The 19,509-nt window shown below is 68.3% G+C and carries 24 protein-coding genes and 1 pseudogene; 24 read left to right on the top strand and 1 reads right to left on the bottom strand.

What is annotated here, in order from left to right; genetic code table 11:
• The first annotated feature begins 4 nt into the window (after window positions 1-4).
• The 7 genes from ACZ4EG_RS29765 to rplO all read left to right on the top strand — a co-directional run bounded on the left by ACZ4EG_RS29765 (window position 5) and on the right by rplO (window position 3,037).
• Window positions 5-190, top strand: coding sequence for a type Z 30S ribosomal protein S14 (locus tag ACZ4EG_RS29765; protein ID WP_003948630.1), 186 nt, complete (start codon window positions 5-7; stop codon window positions 188-190).
• A gap of 212 nt (window positions 191-402) precedes the next feature.
• Window positions 403-801: a 30S ribosomal protein S8 gene (rpsH, locus tag ACZ4EG_RS29760; protein ID WP_116148541.1), complete on the top strand. Its 399-nt coding sequence runs from the start codon at window positions 403-405 to the stop codon at window positions 799-801.
• A 24-nt stretch (window positions 802-825) separates the two neighbouring features.
• A complete protein-coding gene (rplF, locus tag ACZ4EG_RS29755) occupies window positions 826-1,365 on the top strand; it encodes a 50S ribosomal protein L6 (RefSeq protein WP_453551417.1) in 540 nt (179 codons plus the stop codon).
• Window positions 1,366-1,368: 3 nt separating this feature from the next.
• Entirely contained in the window at window positions 1,369-1,752 is a 384-nt protein-coding gene (rplR, locus tag ACZ4EG_RS29750; RefSeq protein WP_145886665.1) for a 50S ribosomal protein L18, read from the top strand.
• Between the two features lie 39 nt (window positions 1,753-1,791).
• Window positions 1,792-2,397, top strand: a complete 606-nt coding sequence (gene rpsE / locus ACZ4EG_RS29745) for a 30S ribosomal protein S5 (RefSeq protein ID WP_003992370.1) — start codon at window positions 1,792-1,794, stop codon at window positions 2,395-2,397.
• Window positions 2,397-2,579 carry a 50S ribosomal protein L30 gene (gene rpmD / locus ACZ4EG_RS29740; RefSeq protein ID WP_095748087.1) on the top strand — a complete coding sequence of 61 codons (183 nt, stop codon included), beginning with the start codon at window positions 2,397-2,399 and terminating at the stop codon, window positions 2,577-2,579. Before rpsE ends, rpmD begins: the two co-directional genes overlap by 1 nt.
• A gap of 2 nt (window positions 2,580-2,581) precedes the next feature.
• Entirely contained in the window at window positions 2,582-3,037 is a 456-nt protein-coding gene (rplO, locus tag ACZ4EG_RS29735) for a 50S ribosomal protein L15 (protein ID WP_023547373.1), read from the top strand.
• Window positions 3,038-3,210: 173 nt separating this feature from the next.
• Here rplO and ACZ4EG_RS29730 read toward each other — a convergent pair whose 3' ends face one another.
• Entirely contained in the window at window positions 3,211-3,507 is a 297-nt protein-coding gene (locus tag ACZ4EG_RS29730; protein WP_467792763.1) for a hypothetical protein, read from the bottom strand.
• A gap of 331 nt (window positions 3,508-3,838) precedes the next feature.
• On the opposite strand from ACZ4EG_RS29730, the gene secY reads away from it, so the two are divergent.
• The 17 genes and pseudogenes from secY to ACZ4EG_RS29645 all read left to right on the top strand — a co-directional run bounded on the left by secY (window position 3,839) and on the right by ACZ4EG_RS29645 (window position 19,487).
• Window positions 3,839-5,152: a preprotein translocase subunit SecY gene (secY, locus tag ACZ4EG_RS29725; RefSeq protein ID WP_453551410.1), complete on the top strand. Its 1,314-nt coding sequence runs from the start codon at window positions 3,839-3,841 to the stop codon at window positions 5,150-5,152.
• Window positions 5,152-5,817: an adenylate kinase gene (locus tag ACZ4EG_RS29720; RefSeq protein WP_453551408.1), complete on the top strand. Its 666-nt coding sequence runs from the start codon at window positions 5,152-5,154 to the stop codon at window positions 5,815-5,817. Before secY ends, ACZ4EG_RS29720 begins: the two co-directional genes overlap by 1 nt.
• A gap of 98 nt (window positions 5,818-5,915) precedes the next feature.
• Window positions 5,916-6,752 carry a type I methionyl aminopeptidase gene (gene map, locus ACZ4EG_RS29715; protein ID WP_467792762.1) on the top strand — a complete coding sequence of 279 codons (837 nt, stop codon included), beginning with the start codon at window positions 5,916-5,918 and terminating at the stop codon, window positions 6,750-6,752.
• Between the two features lie 99 nt (window positions 6,753-6,851).
• Window positions 6,852-7,016, top strand: a pseudogene (locus ACZ4EG_RS29710) (type I methionyl aminopeptidase); the annotation flags it as partial.
• Window positions 7,017-7,192: 176 nt separating this feature from the next.
• Window positions 7,193-7,414, top strand: coding sequence for a translation initiation factor IF-1 (gene infA, locus ACZ4EG_RS29705; RefSeq protein WP_003948620.1), 222 nt, complete (start codon window positions 7,193-7,195; stop codon window positions 7,412-7,414).
• Between the two features lie 61 nt (window positions 7,415-7,475).
• Window positions 7,476-7,589 (top strand): 50S ribosomal protein L36, encoded by a 114-nt coding sequence (gene rpmJ / locus ACZ4EG_RS29700; protein ID WP_003998809.1) that lies wholly within the window; start codon window positions 7,476-7,478, stop codon window positions 7,587-7,589.
• Between the two features lie 190 nt (window positions 7,590-7,779).
• Window positions 7,780-8,160 (top strand): 30S ribosomal protein S13, encoded by a 381-nt coding sequence (gene rpsM, locus ACZ4EG_RS29695; protein ID WP_030811707.1) that lies wholly within the window; start codon window positions 7,780-7,782, stop codon window positions 8,158-8,160.
• A gap of 65 nt (window positions 8,161-8,225) precedes the next feature.
• Window positions 8,226-8,630 carry a 30S ribosomal protein S11 gene (rpsK, locus tag ACZ4EG_RS29690; RefSeq protein WP_003956432.1) on the top strand — a complete coding sequence of 135 codons (405 nt, stop codon included), beginning with the start codon at window positions 8,226-8,228 and terminating at the stop codon, window positions 8,628-8,630.
• A gap of 146 nt (window positions 8,631-8,776) precedes the next feature.
• Window positions 8,777-9,799: a DNA-directed RNA polymerase subunit alpha gene (locus tag ACZ4EG_RS29685; protein ID WP_003966937.1), complete on the top strand. Its 1,023-nt coding sequence runs from the start codon at window positions 8,777-8,779 to the stop codon at window positions 9,797-9,799.
• 191 nt (window positions 9,800-9,990) lie between these two features.
• On the top strand, window positions 9,991-10,503 hold the full coding sequence (gene rplQ / locus ACZ4EG_RS29680) for a 50S ribosomal protein L17 (protein WP_390710225.1): 513 nt from the start codon (window positions 9,991-9,993) through the stop codon (window positions 10,501-10,503).
• Between the two features lie 73 nt (window positions 10,504-10,576).
• The gene (truA, locus tag ACZ4EG_RS29675) at window positions 10,577-11,443 is read left to right on the top strand and encodes a tRNA pseudouridine(38-40) synthase TruA (RefSeq protein WP_467792761.1); all 867 of its coding nucleotides are present in this window, start codon (window positions 10,577-10,579) and stop codon (window positions 11,441-11,443) included.
• Between the two features lie 198 nt (window positions 11,444-11,641).
• On the top strand, window positions 11,642-13,255 hold the full coding sequence (locus ACZ4EG_RS29670) for a glycosyltransferase family 2 protein (protein WP_467792760.1): 1,614 nt from the start codon (window positions 11,642-11,644) through the stop codon (window positions 13,253-13,255).
• Window positions 13,252-14,253 carry a glycoside hydrolase family 26 protein gene (locus ACZ4EG_RS29665; protein ID WP_467792759.1) on the top strand — a complete coding sequence of 334 codons (1,002 nt, stop codon included), beginning with the start codon at window positions 13,252-13,254 and terminating at the stop codon, window positions 14,251-14,253. The genes ACZ4EG_RS29670 and ACZ4EG_RS29665 overlap by 4 nt, the downstream gene beginning before the upstream one ends.
• Entirely contained in the window at window positions 14,250-15,827 is a 1,578-nt protein-coding gene (locus ACZ4EG_RS29660) for a hypothetical protein (protein ID WP_467792758.1), read from the top strand. Before ACZ4EG_RS29665 ends, ACZ4EG_RS29660 begins: the two co-directional genes overlap by 4 nt.
• A complete protein-coding gene (locus ACZ4EG_RS29655) occupies window positions 15,824-17,347 on the top strand; it encodes a glycosyltransferase family 39 protein (RefSeq protein WP_467792757.1) in 1,524 nt (507 codons plus the stop codon). The genes ACZ4EG_RS29660 and ACZ4EG_RS29655 overlap by 4 nt, the downstream gene beginning before the upstream one ends.
• 85 nt (window positions 17,348-17,432) lie before the next feature.
• Entirely contained in the window at window positions 17,433-18,734 is a 1,302-nt protein-coding gene (locus ACZ4EG_RS29650; RefSeq protein ID WP_467792756.1) for a UDP-glucose dehydrogenase family protein, read from the top strand.
• Between the two features lie 3 nt (window positions 18,735-18,737).
• Window positions 18,738-19,487, top strand: a complete 750-nt coding sequence (locus ACZ4EG_RS29645) for a polyprenol monophosphomannose synthase (RefSeq protein WP_467792755.1) — start codon at window positions 18,738-18,740, stop codon at window positions 19,485-19,487.
• The last annotated feature ends 22 nt before the right edge of the window (window positions 19,488-19,509 follow it).

The following is a 19,509-nucleotide window of genomic DNA, read 5'->3' as shown; positions in this document are numbered from 1 at the left end:
CGAGATGGCGAAGAAGGCTCTGATTGCCAAGGCTGCTCGCAAGCCCAAGTTCGGTGTGCGTGGCTACACCCGCTGCCAGCGCTGCGGCCGTCCGCACTCCGTGTACCGCAAGTTCGGCCTGTGCCGCGTGTGCCTTCGTGAGATGGCTCACCGTGGCGAGCTGCCGGGCGTGACCAAGAGCTCCTGGTAATCCCTGTAATAGGGGATTCCTGAAGCTCTCGGTAAGCATCTGGGTCGGCAGGGGCCCTTCTCCGCATGCCGTAGGCTTGTGGGGTTGGGCGTCTGCCGCGCCCGTACGACTTACTACGCCGTAGGTCCACCGCGCCGCACCCGTCCCGTCTCGGATCGGGGAGAGGGATGGCGCACCAGGAAACCCCGGCGAGAGAGGCCGAAGGCCAATTCATGACCATGACTGATCCGATCGCAGACATGCTTACGCGTCTGCGGAACGCGAACTCGGCATACCACGACTCCGTGACGATGCCGGCGTCCAAGATCAAGTCTCACATCGCGGAGATCCTCCAGCAGGAGGGCTTCATCACGGGCTGGCGCGTCGAGGACGCCGAGGTGGGCAAGAACCTCACCCTCGAGCTGAAGTTCGGCCCGAACCGTGAGCGCTCCATCGCGGGCATCAAGCGGATCTCCAAGCCCGGTCTCCGGGTGTACGCGAAGTCCACCAACCTGCCGAAGGTGCTCGGCGGCCTCGGCGTGGCGATCATCTCCACGTCCCACGGGCTCCTCACCGACAAGCAGGCCGGCAAGAAGGGCGTGGGTGGGGAAGTCCTCGCCTACGTCTGGTAGCGGAAGGGAACGGAGGAAACAGCTATGTCGCGTATTGGCAAGCTCCCCATCACGGTTCCCGCCGGCGTGGACGTCACCATCGACGGCCGTACGGTCTTGGTCAAGGGCCCCAAGGGCTCGCTGACCCACACCGTCGTCGCGCCGATCGACATCGTCAAGGGCGAGGACGGCACCCTCCAGGTGACCCGCCCGAACGACGAGCGTCAGAACAAGGCCCTGCACGGCCTGTCCCGCACGCTGGTGGCGAACATGATCACCGGCGTGACCCAGGGTTACGTGAAGAAGCTCGAAATCAGCGGTGTCGGTTACCGCGTGACGGCCAAGGGCTCGAACCTCGAGTTCGCGCTCGGCTACAGCCACCCGATCGTCGTCGAGGCGCCCGAGGGCATCACCTTCAAGGTGGAGACCCCGACCCGCTTCCAGGTCGAGGGCATCGACAAGCAGAAGGTCGGCGAGGTTGCGGCCAACATCCGCAAGCTGCGCAAGCCCGACCCGTACAAGGCCAAGGGCGTCAAGTACGAGGGCGAAGTCATCCGCCGCAAGGTCGGAAAGGCGGGTAAGTAAGCCATGGCATACGGGCAGAAGATCCTCAAGGGCGACGCCTACAAGCGCGCCGCGATCAAGCGCCGTCACATCCGGATCCGCAAGCGGATCTCCGGTACGGCGGAGCGTCCCCGTCTGGTCGTGACCCGCTCCAACCGCCACATCGTGGCGCAGGTGATCGACGACCTCAAGGGCCACACCCTGGCGTCCGCGTCCACCCTGGACGCGTCCGTCCGCGGTGGCGAGGGCGACAAGTCCTCGCAGGCCAAGCAGGTCGGCGCCCTGGTCGCCGAGCGTGCCAAGGCCGCCGGTGTCGAGGCTGTCGTGTTCGACCGTGGTGGCAACCAGTACGCCGGGCGCATTGCCGCCCTGGCGGACGCCGCCCGCGAAGCCGGGCTCAAGTTCTGAGCCTGCCGTAGCTAGCGGAAAAAGAGAGAGGTAATTCCAATGGCTGGACCCCAGCGCCGCGGTGGCGGTGCCGGTGGCGGCGAGCGGCGGGACCGGAAGGGCCGTGACGGCGGCGCTGCTGCCGCCGAGAAGACCGCGTACGTTGAGCGCGTTGTCGCGATCAACCGCGTCGCCAAGGTTGTGAAGGGTGGTCGTCGCTTCAGCTTTACCGCGCTGGTCGTGGTGGGCGATGGTGACGGCACCGTGGGTGTCGGTTACGGCAAGGCCAAGGAGGTGCCGGCCGCCATCGCCAAGGGCGTTGAGGAGGCCAAGAAGCACTTCTTCAAGGTCCCCCGGATCCAGGGCACCATCCCGCACCCGATCCAGGGTGAGAAGGCTGCCGGCGTCGTGCTGCTCAAGCCCGCGTCCCCCGGTACCGGTGTTATCGCCGGTGGTCCGGTGCGTGCCGTGCTCGAGTGCGCCGGTATCCACGACGTGCTGTCGAAGTCGCTCGGCTCCGACAACGCGATCAACATCGTGCACGCGACCGTGGCGGCCCTGAAGGGCCTGCAGCGTCCCGAGGAGATCGCGGCCCGCCGTGGTCTGCCGCTCGAGGACGTCGCTCCCGCGGCTCTGCTTCGTGCGCGTGCCGGGGCTGGTGCGTAATGGCGCAGCTCAAGATCACGCAGACGAAGTCGTACATCGGCAGCAAGCAGAACCACCGTGACACCCTGCGGTCGCTTGGTCTCAAGGGGATCAACACCGTGGTCGTCAAGGAGGACCGCCCCGAGTTCCGCGGCATGGTGCACACCGTCCGCCACCTCGTGACGGTCGAGGAGGTCGACTGATCATGGCGGAGCAGAACCCGCTCAAGATCCACAACCTCCGTCCCGCCCCGGGCGCCAAGACCGCCAAGACCCGTGTCGGTCGTGGTGAGGCGTCGAAGGGTAAGACGGCCGGTCGTGGTACCAAGGGCACGAAGGCCCGTTACCAGGTTCCGGAGCGCTTCGAGGGTGGCCAGATGCCGCTCCACATGCGCCTCCCGAAGCTGAAGGGCTTCAAGAACCCGTTCAAGACCGAGTTCCAGGTCGTGAACCTCGACAAGCTGGCCGCGCTCTACCCCGAGGGTGGCGAGGTCACGGTCGAGGGTCTGGTGGCCAAGGGTGCCGTTCGCAAGAACAGCCTCGTCAAGGTCCTCGGCCAGGGCGAGATCTCCGTGGCGCTGCAGGTGACGGTCGACGCCGTCTCCGGCTCCGCCAAGGAGAAGATCACCGCTGCGGGCGGTACGGTCACCGAGCTCGTCTGAGCCCGGGCGGCACTGCCGCGTAAGCAACAGGGCCGGGCAGTTCCCCGAAGGGAACTGCCCGGCCCTGCCGTATGTCTGCCAGATGTCTGGTGTGCGGCCCGTACCGGCACGCGAAAGCCGGTGTTCGACGCTGACCGCGCGAACACCGGCTTTCGGTGGTCAGACCTGCCTGCTCACGCCTTGGCGGTGGTGGACTTGTCGGTCACGCTGTGCTTGTGACCGCCGTCCCAGGAGATCGTGATGACGGTCCAGTAGCCGTCCTTCCTGTGGTCGCAGGCATTCCCGCGTTCCTTGGAGCTGCTGGGGCTGGCGTCGCCCGCGAAGTTGCCCATGTCGGCCTTGTGGCCCTCGGTGGTGTAGACCGAGGCGTTGGTCGACGCGAAGGCGGGCGGGCCGGTGGCGGCCACGCCGAGCGCCGCGGTCACGGCGCCGGCGGCCGTCGCCAACAGCTTCTGCGGCAGAGAGCGCACGGTGGAATCTCCCCGTTTCTGCGCGGGAGATCCTCCCGCGCAAGATCATTCCTTTGACCCCGGGAAACTATTCGGGTCGTTTGAGCGTTTGCAAAGGTGTTTGACCGTCTTGAGGGAGGATCCAGCCACCCGTGAGCGCCCTCGACGGGCCTTACGTGCAGGCGAACTTCACCAGGCTGCGCACGCACTGTTAGAGTCCTTGAGGTCCACCTGTGCCCGCGCGTGATACGGCGTTCGGCGACGGGGTGGTAGAAAACATCGTTCGGCCCGCTGGGCCATGTTGATACGACTAGTCCCTGTCGCGCGCGGCGCGGGGGTCGCAGGAGGAACCGTGCTCACCGCGTTCGCCCGGGCGTTCAGGACGCCCGACCTGCGCAAGAAGCTGCTCTTCACGCTCGGCATCATCGTGGTGTATCGGGTCGGCACCCATATTCCGATCCCGGGCGTCGACTATAAGAACGTCCAGACGTGCATCGAGGTGGCCAAGGGCAACCAGGGCCTGTTCGGTCTCGTCAACATGTTCAGTGGCGGGGCGCTGCTGCAGATCACGATCTTCGCGCTCGGCATCATGCCGTACATCACGGCGAGCATCATCCTGCAGCTGCTGACCGTGGTGATTCCGCGCCTGGAAGCCCTCAAGAAGGAGGGCCAGGCCGGCACCGCGAAGATCACGCAGTACACCCGTTATCTGACCGTGGCGCTGGCCATCCTGCAGGGCACCGGCCTGGTGGCGACCGCCCGTAGTGGCGCGCTGTTCTCCGGTTGCCCGACCGCGAGCCAGATCGTTCCGGACCAGTCGATCTTCACCACGATCACGATGGTCGTCTGCATGACCGCCGGTACGGCCGTCGTCATGTGGCTCGGTGAGCTGATCACGGACCGCGGCATCGGCAACGGCATGTCGATCCTGATGTTCATCTCGATCGCCGCGACCTTCCCGTCCGCGCTGTGGGCCATCAAGAAGCAGGGCACCCTGGCCGGCGGCTGGATCGAGTTCGGCACGGTGATCGTGGTCGGCCTGGTCATGGTCGGCCTGGTGGTCTTCGTCGAGCAGGCGCAGCGGCGCATCCCGGTCCAGTACGCGAAGCGCATGATCGGCCGGCGCTCGTACGGTGGTACGTCCACGTACATCCCGCTGAAGGTGAACCAGGCGGGTGTGATTCCCGTCATCTTCGCGTCGTCGCTGCTCTACATTCCGGCGCTGATCGCGCAGTTCTCCAAGGAGAACTCGGGCTGGAAGCAGTGGATCCAGTCCAACCTGACCAAGGGCGATCACCCGATTTACATCACCATGTACTTCTTGCTGATCGTTTTCTTCGCGTTCTTCTACGTCGCGATCTCCTTCAACCCCGAGGAAGTCGCCGACAACATGAAGAAGTATGGTGGCTTCATCCCGGGCATCCGGGCTGGCCGACCGACCGCTGAGTACCTCAGCTACGTGCTCAACCGGATCACCTGGCCGGGTTCGCTGTATCTGGGTCTGATCGCTCTCGTACCGACGATGGCGTTGGTTGGCTTCGGGGCAAGCCAGAACTTCCCGTTCGGCGGGACCAGCATCCTGATCATCGTGGGTGTGGGTCTCGAGACGGTGAAGCAGATCGAGAGCCAGCTCCAGCAGCGCAATTACGAAGGGTTCCTCCGCTGATGCGTATCGTCCTCGTCGGACCGCCGGGTGCCGGTAAGGGAACGCAGGCTGTTCGCCTTGCCGAGAAGCTGCACATCCCGCACATCTCCACGGGCGACCTGTTCCGCGCGAACATCAGCCAGCAGACGGAGCTCGGGAAACTCGCGAAGTCCTACATGGACGCCGGAAACCTCGTCCCGGACGAGGTCACCATCGCCATGGCCAAGGACCGCATGGAGCAGCCGGACGCCGAGAACGGCTTCCTGCTCGACGGCTTCCCGCGCAACGTCTCGCAGGCGGAGGCGCTGGACGAGCTGCTCAAGACCGAGGGCATCAGGCTCGACGCCGTGCTGGACCTCGAGGTTCCCGAGGAAGAGGTGGTCAAGCGCATCGCCGGCCGCCGTATCTGCCGCAAGGACTCCAGCCACGTCTTCCACGTGACGTACAGCCCGCCGAAGAAGGAGGGCGTCTGCGACGTCTGCGGCGGCGAGCTGTACCAGCGCGACGACGACTCCGAGGACACCGTCCGCAAGCGGCTGGAGGTCTACCACACGCAGACCGAGCCGATCATCGACTACTACAAGGCGCAGGGACTGGTCGTCACGATCTCCTCCCTGGGCCCGGTGGACGAGATCACGCAGCGGGCGCTGGAAGCACTCAAGCGTGACAAGGACGACGAGAAGTAGTTCTCGGGCCGTTCCGGCCGCGGTGCCCCCTCGGGTGCCGCGGCCGTACTGTTGTGTACGTAACCGGTTGACGTGAGTGACGGAGAGCGCAGGCCCCCATGGTGCAGATCAAGAGCCCCGAGCAGATCGCGAAGATGCGTGCGGCGGGGCTGGTGGTCGCCGCGATCCACGCGGCCACGCGGGAGGCGGCGGTTCCCGGGGCCAGCACCAAGGATCTGGACGAGGTCGCCCGCAAGGTGCTCGCGGAGCACGGCGCCAAATCGAACTTCCTCGGCTACGGCGGCTTCCCCGCGACGATCTGCACCTCGGTGAACGACGTGGTGGTCCATGGCATCCCGTCCGAGAAGGTCGTCCTCAAGGACGGCGACATCATCTCCATCGACTGCGGCGCGATCGTCGACGGCTGGCACGGTGACGCGGCCTACACGGCCTTCGTGGGCTCAGGTCACGCTCCGGAGCTGTTGGAACTCTCACGGGTGACGGAAGAGTCCATGTGGGCCGGTATCGCCGCGATGAAGCAGGGCAGCCGGCTGGTCGACGTCTCCCGTGCGATCGAGACGTACATCCGCCGCCAGCCGAAGCCGGGCGGCGGTCGCTACGGGATCATCGAGGACTACGGCGGCCATGGCATCGGCACCGAGATGCACATGGACCCGCATCTGCTGAACTACGTCGACCGCCGCCGCGGCAAGGGCCCGAAGCTGGTCCCCGGCTTCTGCCTCGCCATCGAGCCGATGGTCTCCCTCGGCACCCCGAAGACCGAGGTCCTGGAGGACGACTGGACGGTCATCACGACCGACGGCACCTGGTCCTCCCACTGGGAGCACTCGGTGGCCCTGACATCGGAGGGCCCCCTGGTCCTCACGGCCCCCGACGGCGGCAGGGCGAAGCTCGCGGAGTACGGCATCACGACGGCTCCGGACCCGCTGGCCTGACGCCGGCCGAGCCCCACGCCCGCCGGTCGGAGGCCGGCGCGGCCGCTCGAAGCTTGTGAGGCGCCCCGGGCGCCGAGCCCGCGAGAGCGGCGTCGAGGATCGGTCGATTGGACGGTCATCACGACCGACGGCACCTGGTCCTCCCACTGGGAGCACTCGGTGGCCCTGACATCGGAGGGCCCCCTGGTCCTCACGGCCCCCGACGGCGGCAAGGCGAAGCTCGCGGAGTACGGCATCACGACGGCTCCGGACCCGCCGGCCTGACGCCGGCCTGAACTCGCGGCGTAACGATCTGTCCCGCTGGGCAGACTTCCACGATTCGTGTTTCCGGGTGCGCTGACGTAGACTGACTCGTCGGCTCCCGTGTGTCCGCATGTCCGCGTGCGCCCGTAAGGGAAAGTGGGGGAGTCGATCAAGGTAGTCGATTCGAAGGGCGAAGCGTGGCCAAGAAGCAAGGTGCCATCGAGATCGAGGGCACTGTCGTCGAGTCTCTGCCGAACGCCATGTTCAAGGTCGAGCTCCAGAACGGCCACCAGGTCCTGGCACACATCAGCGGCAAGATGCGCATGCACTACATCCGCATCCTCCCTGACGACCGGGTCGTGGTGGAGTTGTCTCCGTACGACCTGACGCGTGGCCGGATCGTCTACCGCTACAAGTAGATCTTGCCCACGTCCCGTGTGAGCGGGACTGCCGGCAACTGACCCGGAGAACCTCACACCCATGAAGGTCAAGCCGAGCGTCAAGAAGATCTGCGACAAGTGCAGGGTGATCCGCCGTCACGGTCGGGTCATGGTCATCTGCGAGAACCCGCGCCACAAGCAGCGCCAGGGCTGACGCACGACCGATCCCTCTGCTCGATTCGCAGAGATTCGCGCGACGCAAGCTGAATATGTTCATACGCAGAACCCAGGCGAGCGATCGCCTGACACCCCCGGCTCGGAGGCCGGGGACCCAGTTCGTACCTCGTACGGCGACTGGGAGCCGGTTCTGCGGAAGACCTCCGAAGATCACCAGGAGCCATTGAATGGCACGCGTTTCCGGTGTTGACATCCCGCGCGAAAAGCGCGTGGAGGTCGCCCTCACCTACGTGTTCGGCATCGGCCGGACCCTCTCGCAGGAGACGCTGGCTGCGACCGGCGTCGACCCGAACACCCGCGTTCGTGACCTGAGCGAAGAGCAGCTGGTCGCGATCCGCGAGTACGTCGACAACAACATCAAGACCGAGGGTGACCTCCGTCGCGAGATCCAGGCCGACATCCGCCGCAAGGTGGAGATCGGTTGCTACCAGGGTCTGCGTCACCGTCGCGGTCTGCCCGTCCGCGGTCAGCGCACCAGCACCAACGCTCGTACCCGCAAGGGCCCGCGTCGCGCCATCGCCGGCAAGAAGAAGCCGGGCAAGAAGTAGTCCGCAGCGGACACCTGTCCACGGTCTTCGCTGTAGGACCGACCACCTCCCGTAGGAGTTTGTAGATGCCCCCCAAGGGTCGTCAGGGCGCTGCCAAGAAGGTGCGCCGCAAGGAAAAGAAGAACGTCGCTCACGGCCACGCGCACATCAAGAGCACGTTCAACAACACGATCGTCTCCATCACGGACCCGTCCGGCAACGTGATCTCCTGGGCCTCCGCCGGCCACGTCGGCTTCAAGGGCTCCCGGAAGTCCACGCCGTTCGCCGCGCAGATGGCCGCCGAGTCGGCTGCCCGCCGCGCCCAGGAGCACGGCATGCGCAAGGTCGACGTGTTCGTGAAGGGCCCGGGTTCCGGTCGTGAGACCGCGATCCGCTCCCTGCAGGCCACGGGCCTCGAGGTCGGCTCCATCCAGGACGTCACCCCGACCCCGCACAACGGCTGCCGTCCGCCGAAGCGTCGTCGCGTCTGACCTCGCTCCGACAAGGCATTGCGGGCGGTACGGCTCCACCAGGGGCCGTATCGCCCGTACCCTTGCAGTACCCGCACCTTTCACGGGCGCGGTTTCCGTCGGACGTCAAATAGCGGGCGTCCACGAAAGAAGGATCTGATCCACACATGCTGATCGCTCAGCGTCCCTCGTTGACCGAAGAGGTCGTCGACGAGTTCCGCTCCCGGTTCGTGATCGAGCCGCTGGAGCCGGGCTTCGGCTACACCCTCGGCAACTCCCTTCGCCGCACCCTCCTGTCCTCGATCCCGGGTGCGGCGGTCACGTCCATCCGTATCGACGGTGTCCTGCACGAGTTCACCACCGTGCCGGGCGTCAAGGAGGACGTCACCGACCTGATCCTCAACATCAAGCAGCTGGTCGTCTCCTCGGAGCACGACGAGCCGGTCGTGATGTACCTGCGCAAGCAGGGTCCGGGTCTGGTCACCGCCGCCGACATCGCGCCCCCGGCCGGTGTCGAGGTGCACAACCCCGACCTGGTCCTCGCCACGCTCAACGGCAAGGGCAAGCTGGAGATGGAGCTGACGGTCGAGCGCGGCCGCGGTTATGTCTCCGCCGTGCAGAACAAGCAGGTGGGCCAGGAGATCGGCCGTATCCCGGTCGACTCCATCTACAGCCCGGTGCTGAAGGTCACGTACAAGGTCGAGGCCACGCGTGTCGAGCAGCGCACCGACTTCGACAAGCTGATCGTCGACGTCGAGACCAAGCAGGCGATGCGTCCCCGTGACGCCATGGCCTCCGCCGGCAAGACCCTGGTCGAGCTGTTCGGTCTCGCCCGCGAGCTGAACATCGACGCCGAGGGCATCGACATGGGCCCGTCCCCGACGGACGCCGCCCTGGCCGCGGACCTCGCTCTGCCGATCGAGGAACTGGAGCTCACGGTCCGCTCCTACAACTGCCTCAAGCGTGAGGGCATCCACTCCGTGGGTGAGCTCGTTGCCCGCTCCGAGGCCGACCTCCTCGACATTCGCAACTTCGGTGCGAAGTCCATCGACGAGGTCAAGGCGAAGCTGGCGGGTATGGGCCTGGCCCTGAAGGACAGCCCGCCCGGATTCGACCCGACCGCTGCCGCCGACGCGTTCGGTGCCGATGATGACGCTGACGCCGGTTTCGTGGAGACCGAGCAGTACTGATTCGGCTGCCGGTCCGTTGTGGCCGGTCGCGCCCACGCGGCGGAGCCGCATATGGGCAGAGCCCCGCGCCCCTCGGGGCGCGGACCCTCCGGGTGTCTGAAGGGGCACCCGGATCTTCGACGGGCAACCGCCCGCTCGGATACTGACCCCGGTACCTGACACGGCCGGGGCAGACACACAGGAGAAGAACCATGCCGAAGCCCACCAAGGGTGCCCGTCTGGGCGGCAGCGCCGCGCACGAGAAGCTGCTCCTCGCGAACCTCGCGAAGTCGCTGTTCGAGCACGGCCGTATCACCACCACCGAGGCAAAGGCCCGCCGCCTGCGCCCGTACGCCGAGCGTCTGGTCACCAAGGCGAAGAAGGGCGACCTTCACAACCGCCGTCAGGTGCTCCAGGTGATCACGGACAAGAGCATCGTGCACACGCTCTTCACCGAGATCGGCCCGCGCTACGAGAACCGTCCGGGTGGCTACACCCGCATCACCAAGATCGGTAACCGCCGTGGCGACAACGCGCCCATGGCTGTCATCGAGCTGGTCGAGGCGCTGACGGTGCAGCAGAAGGCCGTGGGCGAGGCCGAGGCCGCCACCAAGCGTGCGGTCAAGGAGGCCGACGAGGCCAAGGTCGAGGAGACCAAGGCCGACGAGGTCGTCGAGGACGCCGCTCCGGTCGAGGCCGCTGCCGAGGAGTCCAAGGACGCCTGAGGCTCTGCCTTGCGGTGAACGGGTCCGCCCCTTGGGGGCGGGCCCGTTCCGCGTTTCCTGAGAGGATCCAGGGGTGAGTGACGAAGTACAGCCCGGCCACGTCCGTATCCGCCTCGACCTGTCCTACGACGGCTCGGACTTCCACGGCTGGGCCAAGCAGGCCGGCGGCAGGCGGACCGTGCAGGGGGAGATCGAGGACGCCCTGCGCACGGTGACCCGCTCGGGTGGCACGACGTACGAGCTGACCGTGGCCGGGCGGACCGACGCCGGAGTGCACGCCCGGGGCCAGGTCGCGCATGTCGATCTGCCCGAGCAGGTCTGGCGCGAGCATCACGAGAAGCTGCTCAAGCGGCTCGCCGGGCGGCTGCCCAAGGACGTACGGGTGTGGGCCCTCAGGGAGGCGCCCGGTGGCTTCAACGCCCGTTTCTCGGCGGTCTGGCGGCGCTACGCGTACCGGGTCACCGACAACCCCGGCGGTGTCGACCCGCTGCTGCGGGGCCATGTCCTGTGGCACGACTGGCCGCTCGACGTGGACGCCATGAACGAGGCCGCCCGGCGGCTCCTCGGGGAGCACGACTTCGCCGCGTACTGCAAGAAGCGCGAGGGCGCGACCACGATCCGTACGCTGCAGGAGTTGAGCCTGGTGCGCGGGGGCGACGGGATCATCACCGCCACCGTCCGGGCCGATGCCTTCTGCCACAACATGGTGCGCTCGCTGATCGGGGCGCTGCTGTTCGTGGGGGACGGGCACCGGGCGCCCGACTGGCCGGGGAAGGTGCTCGCGGCGGGGGTCCGGGACTCGGCGGTGCATGTCGTACGGCCGCACGGGCTGACCCTGGAAGAGGTCGGCTATCCCGCCGACGAACTGCTGGCCGCGCGGAACAAGGAGGCGCGGAACAAGCGGACGCTGAGCGGGGCGCAGGGCTGTGAGATCTGTTAGTTACCTGTATTTTACAAGAAGATAACCGGCATATAGTGACTTACCTGGCGTAAGTCACTTGTCGCCTCTTACGTCGTTCTTACCGTTCGGTTAGTCTTGCCCGGTCCGGCCCCGTGTTCGATTCGGGGTCGTTTTTGGTGGGGTAACACGGGTCCTGGGGCCCGGAGGGTAGGAATGTCATCCATTGACTCTGCCCGCATGGCCGACGCGGCCGGCGCTGGGGGGCGCAGGGCCGCACGGCACGGAGGACGGCGTGGCGGTGCCGAGGGGGCACCGCTCGGGCTGCTGCCCGCGCCTCCCTCGCATGCGGAGAAGTACTCGTACGTGAAGCGGCGCCTGTGGGTGCTGACGTTGGCGTCGATCGTCAGCTTCGGCTGTCTGACCGTCAGCCAGGTCGCGCTGGCCAAGGCCTCGCCGCTCACCTGGATCTTTGCGCCGCCGCTGTTCTTCACGGTCGTCTACTACCTGGTCTCGCTGCGCGTCAACGGCTTCACCAGGGACTTCGACTTCGACCACCACCAGCGGCTGGTGCGCGGCTGGCGTCCGGCGGTCTACCCGAGCGTCGATGTCTTCCTGCCCGTGTGCGGGGAGCCGATCGAGGTGCTGCACAACACCTGGACCCATGTGCGGCAGCTGGCCGACCGGTATCCGGGGACGTGTGTGCCCTTCGTGCTGGACGACGGTGCCAGCCCCGAACTGGAGGCGATGGCCCGCGACTTCGGCTTCCGCTACGGGGTCCGGGAGAACCGCGGCTGGTTCAAGAAGGCCGGCAATCTGCACTTCGGGTTCGACCAGTCCGACGGCAAGTACGTCCTCATCCTCGACGCCGACTTCACGCCGCGCTCCGACCTCCTGGAGGAGTTGCTGCCGTACATGGAGGCGGACGAGCGCATCGGGATCGTGCAGTCCCCGCAGTACTTCCGGGTCCTCGACTCGCAGAACTGGATCGAGCGGGGCGCGGGCGCGGTCCAGGAGCTCTTCTACCGGTCCGTGCAGGTGTCCCGGCAGAACAGCGACGGGGCGATCTGCGTGGGCTCCTGTGCCATCTACCGGCGGGCGGCCCTGGAGACCAACGGCGGTACGACCCTCATCGAGCACTCCGAGGACGTGCACACCGGATTCGATCTGCGCGGGCTCGGCTGGGACCTGAAGTACGTGCCGGTCGCGCTGTCGACGGGCGTGTGCCCGGACACCGCCGGGGCCTTCTTCAACCAGCAGTACCGCTGGTGCTCGGGCTCGATGTCGCTGCTCGGCAGCAAGAAGTTCTGGGACGCGCAGATACGTTTCTCCAGCCGTCTCTGCTACATGTCCGGCTTCTTCTACTACATCCACACGGCGCTGTTCACCTTCTTCGCGCCGCTCGTGCCCATCGTGCTGCTACTGACCAGCCCCGAGATGCTCCAGGTCAAGCATCTGGTGTGGGTGCTGCCCAGCATCCTCTACACCACCGTGATCTTCCCGATGTGGCACAAGGCGCCCTACCGGCTGGAGGCCTGGTCGGCGCGGATGATGTACGGCTGGGCCCATGTCTTCGCCATCTGGGACATCCTGCGCAAGCAGCGGATGGGCTGGCAGCCGACCGGTTCCAAGGGCGCCAAGAAGAACAAGACCCGGCGCTTCTGGCTGGGGCTGTGGATCTGGGGCGGCGGGACCGCCGCGGTCTGGGTCGGCGCCGCCGTGTACCGGCTGTTCACCGGCTTCCCGCCGGACTTCGCCCTCGTCCTGTCCTCCGGGCTGTTCTATGCGCTGGTCGTGGCCCGCGCGCTGATCCAGCCCAAGGAACACCGTGTCCTCGCAGGTGACGCAGCATGATCCGAAGATTTCTCCGCCCCTTCGCCCTGGCCCTGCTGACCGCGACGGCAGTCTCCGGCTGCGGTCTGCTCGGGGGCTCCGACGACCCGGCCGCCGACGCCGCCCGTGAGCCGTCCGCCTCCGCGACGGCGCAGCAGCGGCTGCCGTACGACGTCAAGCCGCTGCTGCACCCGAAGAAGGAGTACTTCGGGGTCGCCGTCGACGGCGCGCCCAGCTCCATGAAGCCCGTGGACGCCTTCGCGAAGACCATCGGCAAGAAGCCGAACATGGTCGGCTCCTACTCCTCCTGGGGCGACGGCTTCAACACGCAGGGCGCGCGGAACGTGTTCGGCGACGGCGGGCTGCTGTATGTGTCCTGGGAGCCGTTCGAGCCCGGGCTCGACAAGATCGCCGACGGGTCGCAGGACGCGTACATCAACAAGTACGCGAAGAGCGTCCGCGAGACGAACGTCCCCGTCGCGATCAGCTTCGGGCACGAGATGAACGGTCACTGGTACCCGTGGGGGACCAAGGACACCACGGCCGCGACCTTCGTGAAGGCCTGGCGGCACATCCACGACGTCTTCCAGGACGTCGGCGCCACCAACGTGATCTGGGTGTGGAGCCCGAACGTCGTCAACCCGGTCCCGGCCGTGAAGCTGAAGCCGTACTGGCCCGGTGACGCCTACGTCGACTGGGTCGGCATCGTCGGCTACTGGTCCACGACCGGCGCCCACACCTTCGACACCCTCTACGGGCCGACCCGGCGCCAGGTGGCCGCGTTCACCGACAAGCCGGTGCTGATCAGCGAGACCTCGGCGGAGCCGGGGGAGCGGCGGCGCGCCGATGTGCGCGGACTGCTCAAGGGCGTCCAGCAGGACGACGACGTCATCGGCTTCCTGTGGTTCAACATCCCCAAGCGGGCCGACTGGCGCATCCAGAGCAGCCCGCTCGCCCTGGCCGAGTTCAAGCGCCTCATCGCGGACGACGCCTTCGGATTCGAGGTGCCGCGTTCATGAGCACGCCCCCCTACGGGCAGGGCCACCAGCAGTACCCGCCGTACTACGGCGCCCAGCAGTACTACGACGAGCACTACTACGGCGGCGGCCAGCAGCAGACGTACGACCCCCGCGCCTCCTACGCCGCCGACCCCGAGGACCCCGACGCCGACTACTACGTCCCGCACTACACCGTCCTCGACCCCGAGCCGGAGCCCGAGGCCGAGCCCGGCTATGTGCTGCCCGAGGTCCCGGTGTCGGCCTGGTCGGTGGACAACAGCCGCTCGGCGTGGATCAGCCGCGGCGCGCTGCTGCTGATCCTGCTGGTGCAGGCCGGGCTGTCGTACCGGCTCGACGGGAGCGCCTTCGCGCAGGAGGCCAAGTTCCTGCTGTCCGACGGGCCCGTGTCGGGCGTGCTCGCCGGCACCGGTCTCGCCGGGGCCCGGGCGCTGAGCCTGGTCTGGGCCCTGGGGGCGACGGCCCTGGTGTTCGGCGCGACCCGGCTGCTGTTCAACTCGCGCGCCGGTCTCGCGGCCGCCGCCATGTACTCCGTGCTGGAGTCGACCGCCTTCACCGGCCGCTACGCCTCCCTGCACTCCCTGTCGCTGTTCCTGCTCGCTGCGGCCCTGTGGCTCTTGGCCAAGACCCGGCAGGCGGGCCCGGCGGCCGTGCTGCTCGCGGCACCCTTCGCCGCGCTGGCGCCGTTCGCCGCGTACTCGGCCGCGCTGTATCTGCCGACGCTGACCGTGCTAGCGGTACTGACCGCCTACCGCTTCCGCGGCGCCCTTGCGCTCGTGCGCGGCGCGCTGTTCGCGGTGGCCACCGGCGCCCTGTGCTTCGCGGGCGTGACGCTGCACGGCATGCCGCACGGCTGGAACGCACATGCCACGGACGGCCCGGCGGGCCTGCTGAAGGACAGCGCCGAGTGGGGCGGGCTCGTCCTGCTGGTCGCCATGATCGGCGCCGTCGGCTACGCCCGGCGGGCCCGCATGGGCGAGATGCCCTGGGCCGAGGGCGAGGCCCCGGGCACGCTGCGCAGATCGGCCCTGGGCCTGACGATGTGCGCCACCGCCCTGCTGGCCCCGCTCTACCAGGCCTGGCTCGGCAACGGCAGCTCGCTCCACATCCACCTCGGCTTCGGCCTGCTCTTCGCGGTGCCGATGGCGGGCCTGGGCGTCTCGCGGATGATGGGCGCCCACTTCCGGTACCCGCAGATCGGCATCATGATCTACGTCGCCGCGCTGGTCGTCGGCATGGCGCAGACCCGCGACCTGTACCGGCCGCCGGACTCGGCCGGCATGATCGGCGCGCTGCGCCCGGTGGTCGACGCCAAGGGCAGCTATCTGACCGACGACCCGGAGATCTCCGCGTACTACCTACGCGCGCAGACCGAGCCCGGCCAGTGGCACCCGGCACCGCGGGGCACGGCCCTCGCGACCGCCGTGAAGAAGGGCTCGTACGACGCGATCGTGCTGCGGGCCGCCACCGTGCCCGAGCAACTGCGCGGCTCCGAGCACTACCGGCTGCTGGCCGTGCTCAGGCCGTCCGGCGAGGACGCCGGGCAGGCGCCGTACCGGATCTGGGTGAAGCGATGACGACGAACACGCAGACGGCACCGGCTCCCGCGGAGCCCGGCGGCCGCCGGGCGAGCAGACGCCAGTCCGGCGGCAAGGGCTCCGCGCTGCTCGTCTTCACACTGCCCACCCTGCTCGCGCTGGCCTGTGTGCTGCCCGGTCTCGGGCAGCGGCAGCTGTGGCGCGACGAGCACGCCACCTGGTGGGCGTCCACCCTGTCCTGGCACTACCTGGGCCGGCTGATCGACAACATCGACGTCGTCTTCACGCCGTACTACGCGTCCATGCACCTGTGGATCGCGGTGGCCGGCGACTCACCGGCCGCGCTGCGGCTGCCGGAGGCGCTGGCCATGGGGGTCTCGGCCGGTCTGGTCGGGCTGCTCGGGCGGCGGATGTTCGCGGTGCGCACCGGGCTGCTCGCCGGACTGCTGTTCGCGGTGGTCCCGGCGATCACGCGATACGGGCAGGAGACCCGGCCGTACGCCTTCGCCACGCTCTTCGCCCTGCTGGCCACGCTGCTCCTGCTGCGCGTGCTGGACCGGCCGAGCCTGAAGGGCTGGACGCTGTACGCGCTGGCGATCGCGGCCACCGGCTTCGGCCATCTGGTCGCGATGTCGGTGCTCGCCGGGCACCTGGGGCTGGTGATCCTGGCCAGGCGGCGCGGCGACCGCATCGCGCACTACGCCTTCGCGGGTGCCGCGCTGCTCGGCCTGTCGATCACCTTCCCGATGGTGGCGCAGGGCACCGGGCAGAGCGGCCAGATCGCCTGGAACACCACCACGACCCAGGACCTGCTCGACTTCCCGGAGACCCTGTTCGGCTCGTGGATCACGGGCGGCGCTGTCATGGCCGTCGGCGTGCTCGGCCTGCTGCTCGCCCGCCGGTACGCCGTACTGCTCGGGACCTGGGCGGTGCTGCCGCCGGTCCTCACCTTCCTGACCGCCGACCAGCTCCACCTCTTCCTGCCGCGCTATCTCCTGTTCACCATCCCGGCGTGGACGCTGCTGGTGGCCGCGGCCGTCACCCGGCTCGCCGGACGGCTCGACCCGCGGGCCCGCAGGGGCGCGGGAGCGCAGTTCTTCGGCGGACTGCTGGTGACCGTGGTCGCGGCGGCGTACGCCTTCGTCGCCTGGCCGGGGATCGGCGACGCGAAGAAGGACCTGCCGATGGAGCCGGACTACCGGGCCGCGGCGAACGTCGTCGCGGCGGGGGAGAAGCCCGGCGACGGGATGGTCTTCAACGGCGGAATGTCGGAGCGCCGTGCCATGGCGTACGAACTGCGGGACCGCAAGGCGCCCCGGGACGTGCTCATGGAGTGGACCCCGCAGCAGAACGGCTCGTACGGCGCCAGCGAGTGCAAGCGCCCGGCCCGCTGTCTCAGGGGCGTCGACCGGCTGTGGCTGATCTCCACGATCAGCGACGGGCGCCCGCTGCTCACCGGCATGGACGAGAAGACGGCGGCCGTGCTGGAGAAGGACTTCGAGACCGTGCGCACGGTCAGGCTGAACCACGTTGTGGTGCGAGTGCTGGACCGCAGGTAGCGGCAGCACACAAGCGCAAAGACGCAGAGAACAGCAGAGAACAGCAGAGAACAGAGGACACGCAGTAAGAAGGAGGCCGCCCGGTATGCGGCTCACTGTCATCGGCACCGGCTACCTCGGTGCCACCCACGCCGCCTGCATGGCGGAACTCGGCCACGAGGTGCTCGGCGTCGACGTCGACCCCGACAAGGTCGCCGCGCTGCGGGCGGGCCGGGTGCCCTTCCACGAGCCGGGGCTGCCCGAGCTGATCGCGAAGCACACGGCGAGCGGCCGGCTCCGCTTCACCACCTCCTACGAGGAGGCCGGGGCCTTCGGCGGGGTGCACTTCGTCTGCGTCGGCACCCCGCAGCTCAAGGGCTCCGAGGGCGCGGACCTGACCTACGTGGACGCGGCCTTCGCGGCGATCGCGGAGCACGCGGCGCCGGACGCCCTGCTGGTCGGCAAGTCGACGGTGCCGGTGGGCACGGCGGGGCGGCTGGCGGCGGCGTACGACGTCGAGGTCGCCTGGAATCCGGAGTTCCTGCGGGAGGGCTTCGCGATCGAGGACACGCTGCGACCGGACCGGCTGGTGTTCGGCGTGGGATCGACACGCGCCGAAACGATTCTGCACACGGTGTACGAGCCCGTCCTCGCCGCCGGCACCCCGGCCGTGACCGCCGACTTCCCGACGGCCGAGCTGGTGAAGACGGCCGCGAACGCCTTCCTCGCGACGAAGATCTCCTTCATCAACGCGATGGCGGAGGTCTGCGAGGCGGCGGGCGGCGACGTCACCAAGCTCTCCGAGGCGCTCGGGTACGACGACCGGATCGGCCGCCGCTTCCTGCGCTCCGGCATCGGCTTCGGCGGCGGCTGTCTGCCCAAGGACATCCGCGCCTTCGCCCACCGCGCCGACGAACTCGGCGTCTCGCTGGCCTTCCTGCGCGAGGTCGATGCGATCAACATGCGGCGCCGCGACCGGGTGGTGGAACTCGCCCGTGAGCTGTGCGGCGGAGATGTGCTGGGCGCACGGATCACCGTCCTGGGCGCGGCCTTCAAGCCCGACTCGGACGACATCCGCGACTCGCCCGCGCTGAACGTGGCGGCCCGGCTCGGGCTCGACGGGGCCGAGGTCACGGTGTACGACCCGGCGGCGATGGACAACGCCCGCAAGGCGTTCCCGCTGCTCGGGTACGCGGTGTCGGCCGAGGAGGCGCTGCGCGGGGCCGACCTGGTCCTGCATCTGACCGAGTGGCCGCAGTTCCGGGCGATCGACCCGGAGCGGGCCCGGTCGCTGGTGCGCCGTCCGCGGATCGTGGACGGCAGGGGAGGGCTCGACGCGGACCGCTGGACCGCGGCGGGCTGGCGGTTCTCGGCGCTGGGTAGACCCGCGCCGAATGGGGAGGGATAAGAAATGGACGAGTCGTACCGGGACGCTCGGGTCACCGTGGTGATGCCGACGTACAACGAGGCGGCGAACCTGCCGCGGATGGCCGAGGCGGTGCTGGGGCTGCCGCTGGACGCCCTCCATCTGAAGATCGTCGACGACTCCAGCCCGGACGGCACGGGCCGGATCGCCGAGGAGCTGGCGGAGAAGCACAACGCCGACGGCCGGCGCCGGATGAGCGTGCTGCACCGGACCGAGAAGGACGGGCTGGGGCGGGCGTACACGGCCGGCATGAGCGCCGCGCTGGAGGAGGGCGCCGAGTACGTCGTCCAGATGGACGCCGACGGCAGCCATCCCGTGGAGGCGGTGCCGCGGATGCTGGAGGCGGCGGTGACGTCCGGGGCGGGCCTGGTCGTGGGCAGCCGCTACGTGGAAGGCGGCTCGCTGGACGAGGACTGGGGCGCCCACCGGGTCCTGCTGTCCCGCTTCGCCAACGCCTACGCCCGCGCCGTGCTCGGCACGCGCATCCACGACATCACGGCGGGCTTCAACCTGTGGTCGGCGCGGACCCTGCGGGACGTGGACCTGTCCTCCCTGGACAGCGCGGGCTACAGCTTCCAGGTCGAGCTCAAGTACAAGGCCGTACGGGCCGGACACAGCGCCGTCGAGATCCCGATCCGCTTCGCGGAGCGGACCGAGGGCGTCTCGAAGATGACCCTGCGGACGCAGCTGGAGTCGGCGGTGGTGCCGATCCGGCTGCGCCTGAAGAAGAAGTAGCCGGGGGCCGGGATCGTCCGGG

The organism is Streptomyces sp. NPDC025638 (assembly GCF_055558775.1).
Note: the sequence above shows the minus strand (reverse complement) of the source record. Positions and strands in the feature narration are given on the sequence as shown.

Coding starts and splice junctions, on each gene's coding strand:
- ACZ4EG_RS29765 (WP_003948630.1), top strand. CDS start 5: ATGGCGAAGAAGGCTCTGATTGCCAAGGCTGCTCGCAAGCCCAAGTTC.
- rpsH (WP_116148541.1), top strand. CDS start 403: ATGACCATGACTGATCCGATCGCAGACATGCTTACGCGTCTGCGGAAC.
- rplF (WP_453551417.1), top strand. CDS start 826: ATGTCGCGTATTGGCAAGCTCCCCATCACGGTTCCCGCCGGCGTGGAC.
- rplR (WP_145886665.1), top strand. CDS start 1,369: ATGGCATACGGGCAGAAGATCCTCAAGGGCGACGCCTACAAGCGCGCC.
- rpsE (WP_003992370.1), top strand. CDS start 1,792: ATGGCTGGACCCCAGCGCCGCGGTGGCGGTGCCGGTGGCGGCGAGCGG.
- rpmD (WP_095748087.1), top strand. CDS start 2,397: ATGGCGCAGCTCAAGATCACGCAGACGAAGTCGTACATCGGCAGCAAG.
- rplO (WP_023547373.1), top strand. CDS start 2,582: ATGGCGGAGCAGAACCCGCTCAAGATCCACAACCTCCGTCCCGCCCCG.
- ACZ4EG_RS29720 (WP_453551408.1), top strand. CDS start 5,152: ATGCGTATCGTCCTCGTCGGACCGCCGGGTGCCGGTAAGGGAACGCAG.
- map (WP_467792762.1), top strand. CDS start 5,916: ATGGTGCAGATCAAGAGCCCCGAGCAGATCGCGAAGATGCGTGCGGCG.
- rpmJ (WP_003998809.1), top strand. CDS start 7,476: ATGAAGGTCAAGCCGAGCGTCAAGAAGATCTGCGACAAGTGCAGGGTG.
- rpsM (WP_030811707.1), top strand. CDS start 7,780: ATGGCACGCGTTTCCGGTGTTGACATCCCGCGCGAAAAGCGCGTGGAG.
- rpsK (WP_003956432.1), top strand. CDS start 8,226: ATGCCCCCCAAGGGTCGTCAGGGCGCTGCCAAGAAGGTGCGCCGCAAG.
- ACZ4EG_RS29685 (WP_003966937.1), top strand. CDS start 8,777: ATGCTGATCGCTCAGCGTCCCTCGTTGACCGAAGAGGTCGTCGACGAG.
- rplQ (WP_390710225.1), top strand. CDS start 9,991: ATGCCGAAGCCCACCAAGGGTGCCCGTCTGGGCGGCAGCGCCGCGCAC.
- ACZ4EG_RS29670 (WP_467792760.1), top strand. CDS start 11,642: ATGGCCGACGCGGCCGGCGCTGGGGGGCGCAGGGCCGCACGGCACGGA.
- ACZ4EG_RS29665 (WP_467792759.1), top strand. CDS start 13,252: ATGATCCGAAGATTTCTCCGCCCCTTCGCCCTGGCCCTGCTGACCGCG.
- ACZ4EG_RS29660 (WP_467792758.1), top strand. CDS start 14,250: ATGAGCACGCCCCCCTACGGGCAGGGCCACCAGCAGTACCCGCCGTAC.
- ACZ4EG_RS29655 (WP_467792757.1), top strand. CDS start 15,824: ATGACGACGAACACGCAGACGGCACCGGCTCCCGCGGAGCCCGGCGGC.
- ACZ4EG_RS29650 (WP_467792756.1), top strand. CDS start 17,433: ATGCGGCTCACTGTCATCGGCACCGGCTACCTCGGTGCCACCCACGCC.
- ACZ4EG_RS29645 (WP_467792755.1), top strand. CDS start 18,738: ATGGACGAGTCGTACCGGGACGCTCGGGTCACCGTGGTGATGCCGACG.